This window comes from Pseudomonas sp. AN-B15 (assembly GCF_019056475.1).
GTDB classification, from domain to species: domain Bacteria; phylum Pseudomonadota; class Gammaproteobacteria; order Pseudomonadales; family Pseudomonadaceae; genus Aquipseudomonas; species Aquipseudomonas parakoreensis.
The window spans coordinates 3,361,045-3,373,445 of sequence record NZ_CP049737.1 but is presented as its reverse complement, the minus strand read 5'-3'; the positions used below and the strand labels follow the sequence as shown (position 1 = coordinate 3,373,445).

Genomic DNA, 12,401 nt, shown 5'->3' with positions numbered 1-12,401 from the left:
CCTCATCTCCAGTTGAGGACTGCACCATGAATGTGTTCGACCCCCTGACCCTACCCAACGGTTCAACCATCAAAAACCGCATCGCCAAAGCCGCCATGGAAGAAAACATGGCGGACGCCGACCAGGCGCCCTCCGCAGAGCTGATGCGTCTGTATCAGGCGTGGGCCGATGGCGGTGCCGGGCTGATCATCACCGGCAACGTGATGGTCGACGGCCGCGCGATGACCGGGCCGGGCGGTGTGGTGCTGCAAGATGATCAGCAACTCGACAAGTTCAAGCGCTGGGCGCGGATCGGCCGTTCTGCCGGTGCGCAGTTCTGGTTGCAGATCAATCACCCGGGGCGCCAGATGCAGTCCAACCTCGGGCAGAAAACCTGGGCGCCATCAGCGGTACCGCTGGACCTGGGCAAACTGTCCAAGCGTTTCGCCACGCCCCACGCCATGACCGCCAGTGTGATTGAGGACGTCATTCAGCGTTTTGCGCACACCGCACGCCTCGGTGAACAGGCCGGCTTCACTGGGGTGGAAATCCACGCCGCCCACGGCTATCTGTTGAGCCAGTTTCTCTCGCCACTGACCAATCAAAGGACGGACGAGTGGGGCGGCTCTCTGCAGAACCGCGCGCGGTTGTTGGTCGAGATCGTCAAGGCAGTCAGGGCCGTGGTTTCTGCAGAGTTTGCCGTAGCGGTCAAACTCAATTCCGCCGATTTCCAGCGCGGTGGATTCACCGCTGACGACGCGAAAAAGGTCGTTGAGCTGCTCAACGATCTGGGCGTGGATCTGGTGGAACTGTCCGGTGGCAGCTACGAAGTTCCGGCCATGCAAGGTGAGGCGCGCGATGGTCGAACTCTGGCTCGCGAGGCCTATTTCGTCGAGTTTGCCCGGGATATCCAGACCGTTGCGAAAATGCCAGTGATGGTCACCGGCGGCATCCGCCGTCGTCCGGTTGCCGAAAGCGTCGTGCACAGTGGTGTGGACATGGTCGGCATCGGCACCGCGTTGGCCATCGATCCGCACCTGCCGCGCGACTGGCAGCAGGGCAAGGACAACGCCCCGCAATTGCCGCCGATCACTTGGAAAAACAAGGCCGTTGCCGCCCTGGCGAACATGGCGGTGGTGAAGTTTCAGCTGGGCAAACTCAGTCGGGCAAAAAAGCCCGAGCCGAACGTGTCACCGTTGCGCGCGCTGATACTGCAGCAGATCGGTATGGCGTTTCGCACTCGGCAATATCGGCGCTGGGTGGAAAAGCGTTCGGCGTGAGTCGCAAGGCACTTCAATCGTGACGTTGGCGGACGTTCTGACGAGAGCCCGCCCACGTCAACCAACGACAACGGGTAGTCGATTCGCGATCGAAATAATCGCGACATCACACTTTGTGCAGGAGCCTTCCCACGCGAGTTGCCGTAGGTTCAATGATTGGCAGCGTCGCTCAACTGTTGAAGCTCAAGTTGCCTGGCAGCACTCGCTTCGAGGGCCGCACGCTCTACATCCAGGTACCGATGAATGCTTTGGAGGTTGGCAATTTTCTGTTTGATTTCGGCCATCTTCTTTTCAATCAGCTTCGCGCCGTCAGCACAATCGATTAGCTTGTTGCGCTGCGCATCCAGAATCTCGCCTATTTCTCCCAGGGAAAATCCCATGCTTTGCGCGCGCTGGATAAAGTCCAGATCCTGCAGGGTTTGCTCGGTGTAGACACGATAGTTGTTGGTTTGCCGCAGCGGTGAGATCAGGCCGATCTGCTCGTAGTAACGCAAGGTATGACGGCTGGCGCCGCTGCGAGCCTCGAGTTCGCCGATTTTCATGAAAACACCGCTTGACTGTAGAGTTGGGTCGATACTTTACGCTGGATTTCTCACCTTCAACAAGGAGCAGGGAAATGAGCGTGGAGTGCTTTGTCACGGGGGGGACCGGCTTTATCGGTCAACATTTGCTGGCGAACCTGAGTGCAAAAGGTCACACCCTTCGGGTGCTGATGCGTCGCCCGGAGCGGCTGGCCGCGTTGCGCGAGCAAGTTGATAGTTTAGGCGGGTGCGCGACACGGGTATTTGCCGTGGCTGGCGATCTGGAGCAGGACAATCTCGGGCTAAGTCTGGCTGATCAGGACGTGCTGAGGCGCGCCAGCGTCATATTCCATCTGGGCGCCCACTTCGCATGGGGTCTTTCGGTGGAGCAGTCTCGTGCGGTGAATGTGCAGGGGGCAAAGCGTGTGGCGCTGTTGGCGGCTGAGCAAAAAAGCCGTTTAGTGATGATAGGCGGCTACATGCTGAACAATCATGAACATCTGCAACGCATCGGCATTGATCGTCGCCAGCCGGAGTTGACGAACTGGCCCGCCGTCTACCGGCGTGTCGGTGGTTACGAGGCAAGCAAGCTGGAGGCGCATTTTGCGACCCAGCAGGTCATGTCCGCCAAGGGTGGTGAGATGACCGTTGTCCACCCTGCGACGGTCTGTGGCCACAGCCGCACCGGGCATATCGTTGACGGTCAGCCGCTGGTGGCGCTGATACGCAATCTGGTGCAGGGCAAGATGACTGCAGTGCCCGGTACCGCCGAGCACTGGCTGCCACTGGTCACCGTCGATTATCTGGTCGAACTGGTGGCTGTTTGTGCTTTTGATCCTGCCATGGTGGGCGAGGAACTGCTGGCGCTTGATGATCAAACGCCAAACTTGCGAGAACTCCTGGCACAGGTGGCTAAACCTTTGGGCTTGAAGTCTCCCAAACATCACATTTCACTTCGACTGCTGAAGTGGCTACTGAGTATTCCTCCGGTCGCGTGGTTTTTGAATACAAAACCCGAAGCCTTGGACTTTATCCAGACCACTCGTTTCAACACAGCGGCGGTCGAGCGGTTTGCCAACAGGCATGGAATAGTCAAACCGGACATACGTCAGGCTCTGCAGCACACGGCAACGTTCGTCAACGCGTATTACATAGCAAAGGGCCAGGCACTCTGACTTCTCCCTTGGGCGGCGCCGTCGATACAGGACGGCATGCTATCGAACGATAATTCAGCGACAAGGATCGTCACCGCGCAGCCTCGGATGCGCGGCAGGAGCTTGTTTCGATACTCACGGAACAATCGCGATACCAGCGTCGTTTTTACAACGCAAACCCAGTCCCACGCGTATTTACAAACAACGAGTAGATCGAGTGACTACTGGCCATGAACAGTCGATTGCCTTCGCGTCCGCCGAAGCACAAGTTCGGGCAGCGCTCTGGCAGCGAAATGTGCCCGATGGCCTTGCCCTGCAAATTGAAAACGCGCACGCCGTCGAGTTTTTCCAGGTCGGCCTTGGGATCACCATTGCCGCCCCAGCCACACCACAGGTTGCCCGCTTCGTCGCATTTGATGCCGTCAATCGCGGCATAGTCCAAGCCTTCGATGTGCTTGCGGCGTTCGCCCAGGGTGCCGTCGTCTTTCACCGCAATCGCCCAGATCAGACGATTGGGCTTGGCGCGACCTTCGACGACATACAGGGTCTTTTCATCGGGAGAAAAGCACAGGCCGTTGGGACCGTTGAGGTCGTCGATTACCCGAGTGACTTTTTGGCTCTCGCCGTCGATGCGGTACACGGCATGGGGTTGGCTCGGGGTGACTTTGTGGCCTTCGTAATTATTGCTGGTCTGGAATGGCGGGTCAGTGAACCAGATTGAGCCGTCACTTTTGCAGACGATGTCGTTGGGCGAGTTGAAGGGCTTGCCGTCGAAACTGTCAGCCAGCACGGTGCTCGTGCCATTGTGTTCGGTGCGCGTGATGCGGCGCCCTTCGCGAGTGGTGGTGGAGCCTTCGCAAACGATCAGTCGCCCTTGGCGATCCCGGCACATGCCGTTGGAGAAGTTTGAATGTTCGCGGTACACGGTGAAGGTGTCGGTGATTTCGTCCCAGCGCATGATGCGATTATTGGGGATGTCACTGACCAACAGATACCGGCCATCACCGACCCACACCGGTCCTTCGGCCCAGCGCATGCCGGTGGCGAGTTTTTCAACACTGGCGTTGAAAATACGCAGATCCAGGAAGCTGTCGTCGAGGATGTGAATCAGTGGATCAGGGTAGCGCTGACTCAAAGGTTCGGCGGCATCGGAGAAGCGGGGCAGTGCGGCGCTGCCGACGGTGGCGAGCGTGGCGGAAACAGCGAGCGACTTTTTCAGGAAACTGCGGCGGGTATTGCCTTTCGTTTGATCAAGGCTTTCAGGCTTGGCGGACAGGAATGAGGCCATGTAGCGATCTCCGTGGTTTTATTTTTGTTGAGGAGACGTAGTAATACCCTGTGATAAGACATCGTACAAGTTGATGTGCCACCGGCAGCGCTGCATGTTATCCCAGTGACTGGAATCAATCTGGCCGATACGGCGCTGACTCTACCGACGCTGTCTTGCCTGGCCCGGTGATATCAGGGAAGCTGCGCCGAGCCCGGTTGCGGGGCAGTTGTTGAATTGTTCAGGGAAGCGTTGATCGCATTCAGGATGTTGGTGGTTGGCGGGTATGGAAACTTTGCAATCCTATGCGGTGGCCGAAAGCTGCATCGAGGCGGGCGTCAACTATTGCGATCTGGCGGACTGCCGGACGTTCGTCAATGGCATCAGCGTACTCGATGCCCGAGCGAGAGAGGCCGGTGTCGCCATCCTTAGCGGTTGCAATTCGGTGCCGACGCTGTCGTCGGCGATCATCGATGAGCAGCGCCATCACTTCAAACGCATCGACTCGATCGAGCACGGCATTTCCTCGTCAGCGAAAACGCCGGGGTTGTCGACGATCGAGGGGGGGGCTGGCGTATGCGGGCAAGCCGATCCGCCAACTGCGCAATGGTCAACTGCATGAGGTAATGGGTTGGTGCGTGACCACAGGGTCTGGGCCGCCGGGTTGCGTCGCTGGGGGACATGGTTTGAGCGTTTCGGTGATGGCAAAAGTGCTACGTATACGAAGATGACGCCGGGGCAGTGGCTGCAGTTGATGCTGTAGCGGAGCATTCACATTGGCGACTTGAGAAAGCGACGTTCGTGATCGGGGTCGGGCAACAGGCAGGTGTCGTACTTGCCAAAGATCCGATAACGATTCAATGCCACGCGGTCGTAGGCCCAATCTCTGAGTGCTCGTGGGAAAACTCGCAGAAGCCTGACCGGCGACCAACGAGCCGGCAGTTGTGCAATGACTTCGAAGAACGCATCGGAGCGCACCCAGTAATGCTCGTCGCGAATCACCGCCATCGTGTCGAACTCGTCGACCGGAAGACCGGCCCATGCCAGCAATGCCTGACCTTCTGGCGATTGCACCGCCGCCAGGCGCACCCGCTGCTTGTTGTCGTGACGAATCAGAAAACGCGCCCAGCCGTTGCATAGCTTGCAGACGCCGTCGAACAACACCACGGTCTCGCCTGGATTAAGCAAGGGGGCGGGGGTAGGGCGGATTCGGGAGCCAGGAAGATGGGCTGTCATTGTGAGGCGTCATCCGAAGGCGGTGTCTTGGGCGATGGACTATATGCTGCGCATCCGTGGCGGTTGCGTCTATATATAGAAGGAATTTTTTGAGGGACACAGAAAACTGAAATTAACGGTTGACGGCAGATTCTGGAGGTCTATAATTCGCCCCACTTCCGGCGCAGTCGAAACGGAAAACTCCTTGATATTCAACGAGTTACGCAGTTTTCGGCAGCGGCTTGCTTCAGTTCATCGAAGCCTGGAGGGAGTTGAAAGAGCGGTGATGTTTGGCTCTTTTGACGGTTCGATCTTCTCGGTCGAAAGCGGTGAAAAAGAGGTGTTGACAGCAGCGTGTAACGCTGTAGAATTCGCCTCCCGCTAACGAGAGATCGGAAGCGCAAGTGGTTGAAGTTGTTGAAGAATTCTTCGAAAACTTCTGAAAATAATCACTTGACAGCAAATGAGGCTGCTGTAGAATGCGCGCCTCGGTTGAGACGAAAGATCTTAACCAACCGCTCTTTAACAACTGAATCAAGCAATTCGTGTGGGTGCTTGTTGAGTCAGACTGATAGTCAACAAGATTATCAGCATCACAAGTTACTCCGCGAGAAATCAAAGATGTAACCAACGATTGCTGAGCCAAGTTTAGGGTTTCTTAAAAACCCAAAGATGTTTGAACTGAAGAGTTTGATCATGGCTCAGATTGAACGCTGGCGGCAGGCCTAACACATGCAAGTCGAGCGGATGAGAGGAGCTTGCTCCTGGATTCAGCGGCGGACGGGTGAGTAATGCCTAGGAATCTGCCTGGTAGTGGGGGACAACGTTTCGAAAGGAACGCTAATACCGCATACGTCCTACGGGAGAAAGCAGGGGACCTTCGGGCCTTGCGCTATCAGATGAGCCTAGGTCGGATTAGCTAGTTGGTGAGGTAATGGCTCACCAAGGCGACGATCCGTAACTGGTCTGAGAGGATGATCAGTCACACTGGAACTGAGACACGGTCCAGACTCCTACGGGAGGCAGCAGTGGGGAATATTGGACAATGGGCGAAAGCCTGATCCAGCCATGCCGCGTGTGTGAAGAAGGTCTTCGGATTGTAAAGCACTTTAAGTTGGGAGGAAGGGTTGTAGATTAATACTCTGCAATTTTGACGTTACCGACAGAATAAGCACCGGCTAACTCTGTGCCAGCAGCCGCGGTAATACAGAGGGTGCAAGCGTTAATCGGAATTACTGGGCGTAAAGCGCGCGTAGGTGGTTTGTTAAGTTGGATGTGAAATCCCCGGGCTCAACCTGGGAACTGCATCCAAAACTGGCAAGCTAGAGTATGGTAGAGGGTGGTGGAATTTCCTGTGTAGCGGTGAAATGCGTAGATATAGGAAGGAACACCAGTGGCGAAGGCGACCACCTGGACTGATACTGACACTGAGGTGCGAAAGCGTGGGGAGCAAACAGGATTAGATACCCTGGTAGTCCACGCCGTAAACGATGTCAACTAGCCGTTGGGAGCCTTGAGCTCTTAGTGGCGCAGCTAACGCATTAAGTTGACCGCCTGGGGAGTACGGCCGCAAGGTTAAAACTCAAATGAATTGACGGGGGCCCGCACAAGCGGTGGAGCATGTGGTTTAATTCGAAGCAACGCGAAGAACCTTACCAGGCCTTGACATCCAATGAACTTTCCAGAGATGGATTGGTGCCTTCGGGAACATTGAGACAGGTGCTGCATGGCTGTCGTCAGCTCGTGTCGTGAGATGTTGGGTTAAGTCCCGTAACGAGCGCAACCCTTGTCCTTAGTTACCAGCACGTTATGGTGGGCACTCTAAGGAGACTGCCGGTGACAAACCGGAGGAAGGTGGGGATGACGTCAAGTCATCATGGCCCTTACGGCCTGGGCTACACACGTGCTACAATGGTCGGTACAGAGGGTTGCCAAGCCGCGAGGTGGAGCTAATCCCACAAAACCGATCGTAGTCCGGATCGCAGTCTGCAACTCGACTGCGTGAAGTCGGAATCGCTAGTAATCGCGAATCAGAATGTCGCGGTGAATACGTTCCCGGGCCTTGTACACACCGCCCGTCACACCATGGGAGTGGGTTGCACCAGAAGTAGCTAGTCTAACCTTCGGGAGGACGGTTACCACGGTGTGATTCATGACTGGGGTGAAGTCGTAACAAGGTAGCCGTAGGGGAACCTGCGGCTGGATCACCTCCTTAATCGACGACATCAGCTGCTCCATAAGTTCCCACACGAATTGCTTGATTCATTGAAGAAGACGATAGAAGCAGCTTTAAGCTCCAAGCTGATAGCTCTGAGCTAATCAGTTACGCGCTCGAAATTGGGTCTGTAGCTCAGTTGGTTAGAGCGCACCCCTGATAAGGGTGAGGTCGGCAGTTCGAATCTGCCCAGACCCACCAATTTTGTATGGGGCCATAGCTCAGCTGGGAGAGCGCCTGCCTTGCACGCAGGAGGTCAGCGGTTCGATCCCGCTTGGCTCCACCATTAACTGCTTCTACTTGTTAGAGCTTAGAAATGAATATTCCGGCGTGAATATTGATTTCTAGTCTTTGATTAGATCGTTCTTTAAAAATTTGGGTATGTGATAGAAAGATAGACTGAACGTTACTTTCACTGGTAACGGATCAGGCTAAGGTAAAATTTGTGAGTGACTCTTAAGAGTTTTGCGAATTTTCGGCGAATGTCGTCTTCACAGTATAACCAGATTGCTTGGGGTTATATGGTCAAGTGAAGAAGCGCATACGGTGGATGCCTTGGCAGTCAGAGGCGATGAAAGACGTGGTAGCCTGCGAAAAGCTTCGGGGAGTCGGCAAACAGACTTTGATCCGGAGATGTCTGAATGGGGGAACCCAGCCATCATAAGATGGTTATCTTGTACTGAATACATAGGTGCAAGAGGCGAACCAGGGGAACTGAAACATCTAAGTACCCTGAGGAAAAGAAATCAACCGAGATTCCCTTAGTAGTGGCGAGCGAACGGGGACTAGCCCTTAAGTGGCTTTGAGATTAGCGGAACGCTCTGGAAAGTGCGGCCATAGTGGGTGATAGCCCTGTACGCGAAAGTCTCTTAGTCATGAAATCGAGTAGGACGGAGCACGAGAAACTTTGTCTGAATATGGGGGGACCATCCTCCAAGGCTAAATACTACTGACTGACCGATAGTGAACTAGTACCGTGAGGGAAAGGCGAAAAGAACCCCGGAGAGGGGAGTGAAATAGATCCTGAAACCGTATGCGTACAAGCAGTGGGAGCAGACTTTGTTCTGTGACTGCGTACCTTTTGTATAATGGGTCAGCGACTTATTTTCAGTGGCGAGCTTAACCGAATAGGGGAGGCGTAGCGAAAGCGAGTCTTAATAGGGCGTCTAGTCGCTGGGAATAGACCCGAAACCGGGCGATCTATCCATGGGCAGGTTGAAGGTTAGGTAACACTGACTGGAGGACCGAACCGACTACCGTTGAAAAGTTAGCGGATGACCTGTGGATCGGAGTGAAAGGCTAATCAAGCTCGGAGATAGCTGGTTCTCCTCGAAAGCTATTTAGGTAGCGCCTCATGTATCACTGTAGGGGGTAGAGCACTGTTTCGGCTAGGGGGTCATCCCGACTTACCAAACCGATGCAAACTCCGAATACCTACAAGTGCCGAGCATGGGAGACACACGGCGGGTGCTAACGTCCGTCGTGAAAAGGGAAACAACCCAGACCGTCAGCTAAGGTCCCAAAGTTATGGTTAAGTGGGAAACGATGTGGGAAGGCTTAGACAGCTAGGAGGTTGGCTTAGAAGCAGCCACCCTTTAAAGAAAGCGTAATAGCTCACTAGTCGAGTCGGCCTGCGCGGAAGATGTAACGGGGCTCAAACCATACACCGAAGCTACGGGTATCACGCAAGTGATGCGGTAGAGGAGCGTTCTGTAAGCCTGTGAAGGTGAGTTGAGAAGCTTGCTGGAGGTATCAGAAGTGCGAATGCTGACATGAGTAACGACAATGGGTGTGAAAAACACCCACGCCGAAAGACCAAGGTTTCCTGCGCAACGTTAATCGACGCAGGGTTAGTCGGTCCCTAAGGCGAGGCTGAAAAGCGTAGTCGATGGAAAACAGGTTAATATTCCTGTACTTCTGGTTATTGCGATGGAGGGACGGAGAAGGCTAGGCCAGCTTGGCGTTGGTTGTCCAAGTTTAAGGTGGTAGGCTGAGATCTTAGGTAAATCCGGGATCTTAAGGCCGAGAGCTGATGACGAGTTACCTTTCAGGTGACGAAGTGGTTGATGCCATGCTTCCAAGAAAAGCTTCTAAGCTTCAGATAACCAGGAACCGTACCCCAAACCGACACAGGTGGTTGGGTAGAGAATACCAAGGCGCTTGAGAGAACTCGGGTGAAGGAACTAGGCAAAATGGCACCGTAACTTCGGGAGAAGGTGCGCCGGTGAGGGTGAAGGACTTGCTCCGTAAGCTCATGCCGGTCGAAGATACCAGGCCGCTGCGACTGTTTATTAAAAACACAGCACTCTGCAAACACGAAAGTGGACGTATAGGGTGTGACGCCTGCCCGGTGCCGGAAGGTTAATTGATGGGGTTAGCTAACGCGAAGCTCTTGATCGAAGCCCCGGTAAACGGCGGCCGTAACTATAACGGTCCTAAGGTAGCGAAATTCCTTGTCGGGTAAGTTCCGACCTGCACGAATGGCGTAACGATGGCGGCGCTGTCTCCACCCGAGACTCAGTGAAATTGAAATCGCTGTGAAGATGCAGTGTATCCGCGGCTAGACGGAAAGACCCCGTGAACCTTTACTATAGCTTTGCACTGGACTTTGAATTTGCTTGTGTAGGATAGGTGGGAGGCTTTGAAGCGTGGACGCCAGTTCGCGTGGAGCCATCCTTGAAATACCACCCTGGCAACTTTGAGGTTCTAACTCAGGTCCGTTATCCGGATCGAGGACAGTGTATGGTGGGTAGTTTGACTGGGGCGGTCTCCTCCTAAAGAGTAACGGAGGAGTACGAAGGTGCGCTCAGACCGGTCGGAAATCGGTCGTAGAGTATAAAGGCAAAAGCGCGCTTGACTGCGAGACAGACACGTCGAGCAGGTACGAAAGTAGGTCTTAGTGATCCGGTGGTTCTGTATGGAAGGGCCATCGCTCAACGGATAAAAGGTACTCCGGGGATAACAGGCTGATACCGCCCAAGAGTTCATATCGACGGCGGTGTTTGGCACCTCGATGTCGGCTCATCACATCCTGGGGCTGAAGCCGGTCCCAAGGGTATGGCTGTTCGCCATTTAAAGTGGTACGCGAGCTGGGTTTAGAACGTCGTGAGACAGTTCGGTCCCTATCTGCCGTGGACGTTTGAGATTTGAGAGGGGCTGCTCCTAGTACGAGAGGACCGGAGTGGACGAACCTCTGGTGTTCCGGTTGTCACGCCAGTGGCATTGCCGGGTAGCTATGTTCGGGAAAGATAACCGCTGAAAGCATCTAAGCGGGAAACTTGCCTCAAGATGAGATCTCACTGGAACCTTGAGTTCCCTGAAGGGCCGTCGAAGACTACGACGTTGATAGGTTGGGTGTGTAAGCGCTGTGAGGCGTTGAGCTAACCAATACTAATTGCCCGTGAGGCTTGACCATATAACACCCAAGCAATCTGAATGCTCGAAAGAGACCAGATTGCGGTGTGTGAAGACGCAATGAACCGAAAGTTCGCGCAGCTCACAAACACCTGTATCACATACCCGATTTGCTGAAGCGAGGCCAGTTGGTCACGAGTCAGTACCCGAATTTCTTGACGACCATAGAGCGTTGGAACCACCTGATCCCATCCCGAACTCAGAAGTGAAACGATGCATCGCCGATGGTAGTGTGGGGTTTCCCCATGTGAGAGTAGGTCATCGTCAAGATTAAATTCCGAAACCCCAATTGCGAAAGCAGTTGGGGTTTTGTTTTGCCCGCAGGAAAGTGCTTCGCTTGCCAATTAGCTTCTAACTGCTCCGATCTGACGCGAAAGCCACGCTCGGCTGTGGTCCAGAACACCACTAGCCATGGTGGTAGGAAAATGAATAAAACCATGGGCGGACGAGGGCAGTAGATGTACTTCAACCGGTGCCGATTGTTGCCAACGCTCAGCGAGTTCCAGCGTGTCATCGCGCAGCGGATCCAGTTCACCGGTGAACATCAACGCCGGTGGCAATCCGCTCAAATCGCCGTAGAGCGGAGACAATGGCGCCTGTCGGCGTTCATCATCGCTCAGTCCTGGAGTCAGCAGGCGCAGCGCCTCAACCATGCCCGGGCCGTCGAGTACCAGCGTTTCTGCAGGTGCGGCGTGTACGCTCGGGGTGCCCGCGAGATCGTAGACGCCGTAATACAGCAAGGCGCCGCAGACGCGCTGCAACAAGCCGGGTGCTGGTTTGAGTGCCAATAACGTTGCGGTTGCCAAGTGCGCGCCCGCGGATTCACCGACAATGATCACCGGCAGGCCAACGAATTCCGTGCAATCGTCGCTCAGCAGCCAGCGTGCGGCGCAAAGACAATCCGCCATCAACGCCTCAACCGGTGTATTGACTGCCAACCGATAGTCAACTGAAACCACTGCCACGTTGCAAGCCTTGACCATTGCGATGTTAAGGTCATCGTTCATCTGTGCATTGCCGATCACCCAGCCGCCACCGTGGTAATCAAGTACCATACCCTTGGGCTTTCCTTGTGGGCGGATGATTCGGACGGGCACTGAAGCCGCGTGCGAATGAACTACAGTGCTTTGCACTTGAAGGCCGTGCTTGACCGGTTTGTTCGCGCCGAGCATCTGACTGGCGCGCAGCAAAGCCTGGATCAAACGCGGCGTCAGCCGATTGCGAACGCGAAACCGCGGCAGCCAGGCGAGTTTGCGGTTGAAGCGCTGCATTTGCGCCAAATCACTCTCGGTGAACTCAAGCGTGTTATCAGCCAAATCCTTCCTCCCTCATCAGCAATTCCCACTTAACGATATA

6 protein-coding genes, 2 tRNA genes, 3 rRNA genes and 1 pseudogene are annotated in these 12,401 nt (G+C 54.9%); 8 read left to right on the top strand and 4 right to left on the bottom strand.

Annotation, left to right across the window (positions count from 1 at the left end; all coding sequences use genetic code 11):
* Positions 1-26: 26 nt before the first annotated feature.
* Complete coding sequence (locus tag GTQ41_RS15070) at positions 27-1,259, top strand: NADH:flavin oxidoreductase/NADH oxidase family protein (RefSeq protein WP_047293791.1); 1,233 nt, start codon at positions 27-29, stop codon at positions 1,257-1,259.
* A 149-nt stretch (positions 1,260-1,408) separates the two neighbouring features.
* Here the strand turns inward: GTQ41_RS15070 and GTQ41_RS15065 are convergent, their stop codons facing one another.
* Positions 1,409-1,801 (bottom strand): MerR family transcriptional regulator, encoded by a 393-nt coding sequence (locus GTQ41_RS15065; protein ID WP_027614191.1) that lies wholly within the window; start codon positions 1,799-1,801, stop codon positions 1,409-1,411.
* Positions 1,802-1,875: 74 nt separating this feature from the next.
* On the opposite strand from GTQ41_RS15065, the gene GTQ41_RS15060 reads away from it, so the two are divergent.
* Positions 1,876-2,955: an SDR family oxidoreductase gene (locus tag GTQ41_RS15060; RefSeq protein ID WP_047293793.1), complete on the top strand. Its 1,080-nt coding sequence runs from the start codon at positions 1,876-1,878 to the stop codon at positions 2,953-2,955.
* A gap of 145 nt (positions 2,956-3,100) precedes the next feature.
* Here GTQ41_RS15060 and GTQ41_RS15055 read toward each other — a convergent pair whose 3' ends face one another.
* The gene (locus GTQ41_RS15055) at positions 3,101-4,222 is read right to left on the bottom strand and encodes an SMP-30/gluconolactonase/LRE family protein (protein ID WP_047293797.1); all 1,122 of its coding nucleotides are present in this window, start codon (positions 4,220-4,222) and stop codon (positions 3,101-3,103) included.
* Positions 4,223-4,499: 277 nt separating this feature from the next.
* Between GTQ41_RS15055 and GTQ41_RS15050 the strand changes: the two are divergent.
* A pseudogene (locus tag GTQ41_RS15050) lies at positions 4,500-4,922 on the top strand (saccharopine dehydrogenase); the annotation flags it as partial.
* A 50-nt stretch (positions 4,923-4,972) separates the two neighbouring features.
* Here the strand turns inward: GTQ41_RS15050 and GTQ41_RS15045 are convergent.
* Positions 4,973-5,437, bottom strand: a complete 465-nt coding sequence (locus GTQ41_RS15045) for a thiol-disulfide oxidoreductase DCC family protein (RefSeq protein ID WP_080963267.1) — start codon at positions 5,435-5,437, stop codon at positions 4,973-4,975.
* 657 nt (positions 5,438-6,094) lie between these two features.
* On the opposite strand from GTQ41_RS15045, the gene GTQ41_RS15040 reads away from it, so the two are divergent.
* The 5 genes from GTQ41_RS15040 (at position 6,095) to rrf (ending at position 11,315) form a co-directional block, all read left to right on the top strand.
* Positions 6,095-7,631, top strand: a 16S ribosomal RNA gene (locus GTQ41_RS15040).
* Positions 7,632-7,755: 124 nt separating this feature from the next.
* Positions 7,756-7,832: transfer RNA gene (locus GTQ41_RS15035), tRNA-Ile, on the top strand.
* A gap of 9 nt (positions 7,833-7,841) precedes the next feature.
* Positions 7,842-7,917: transfer RNA gene (locus GTQ41_RS15030), tRNA-Ala, on the top strand.
* A 237-nt stretch (positions 7,918-8,154) separates the two neighbouring features.
* Positions 8,155-11,046, top strand: a 23S ribosomal RNA gene (locus tag GTQ41_RS15025).
* Positions 11,047-11,199: 153 nt separating this feature from the next.
* Positions 11,200-11,315 (top strand): 5S ribosomal RNA (gene rrf / locus GTQ41_RS15020).
* The 16S, 23S and 5S rRNA genes sit together here with 2 tRNA genes alongside, the layout of an rRNA operon.
* Before the next feature lie 74 nt (positions 11,316-11,389).
* On the opposite strand, the gene GTQ41_RS15015 is transcribed toward rrf, so the two are convergent.
* The gene (locus tag GTQ41_RS15015; RefSeq protein ID WP_047292018.1) at positions 11,390-12,316 is read right to left on the bottom strand and encodes an alpha/beta hydrolase; all 927 of its coding nucleotides are present in this window, start codon (positions 12,314-12,316) and stop codon (positions 11,390-11,392) included.
* Positions 12,317-12,401: the final 85 nt, after the last annotated feature.

Excerpts from the sequence above, each read along its gene's own strand:
- GTQ41_RS15070 (WP_047293791.1), top strand. The coding sequence starts at position 27 with ATGAATGTGTTCGACCCCCTGACCCTACCCAACGGTTCAACCATCAAA.
- GTQ41_RS15065 (WP_027614191.1), bottom strand. The coding sequence starts at position 1,801 with ATGAAAATCGGCGAACTCGAGGCTCGCAGCGGCGCCAGCCGTCATACC.
- GTQ41_RS15060 (WP_047293793.1), top strand. The coding sequence starts at position 1,876 with ATGAGCGTGGAGTGCTTTGTCACGGGGGGGACCGGCTTTATCGGTCAA.
- GTQ41_RS15055 (WP_047293797.1), bottom strand. The coding sequence starts at position 4,222 with ATGGCCTCATTCCTGTCCGCCAAGCCTGAAAGCCTTGATCAAACGAAA.
- GTQ41_RS15045 (WP_080963267.1), bottom strand. The coding sequence starts at position 5,437 with ATGACAGCCCATCTTCCTGGCTCCCGAATCCGCCCTACCCCCGCCCCC.
- GTQ41_RS15015 (WP_047292018.1), bottom strand. The coding sequence starts at position 12,316 with ATGCAGCGCTTCAACCGCAAACTCGCCTGGCTGCCGCGGTTTCGCGTT.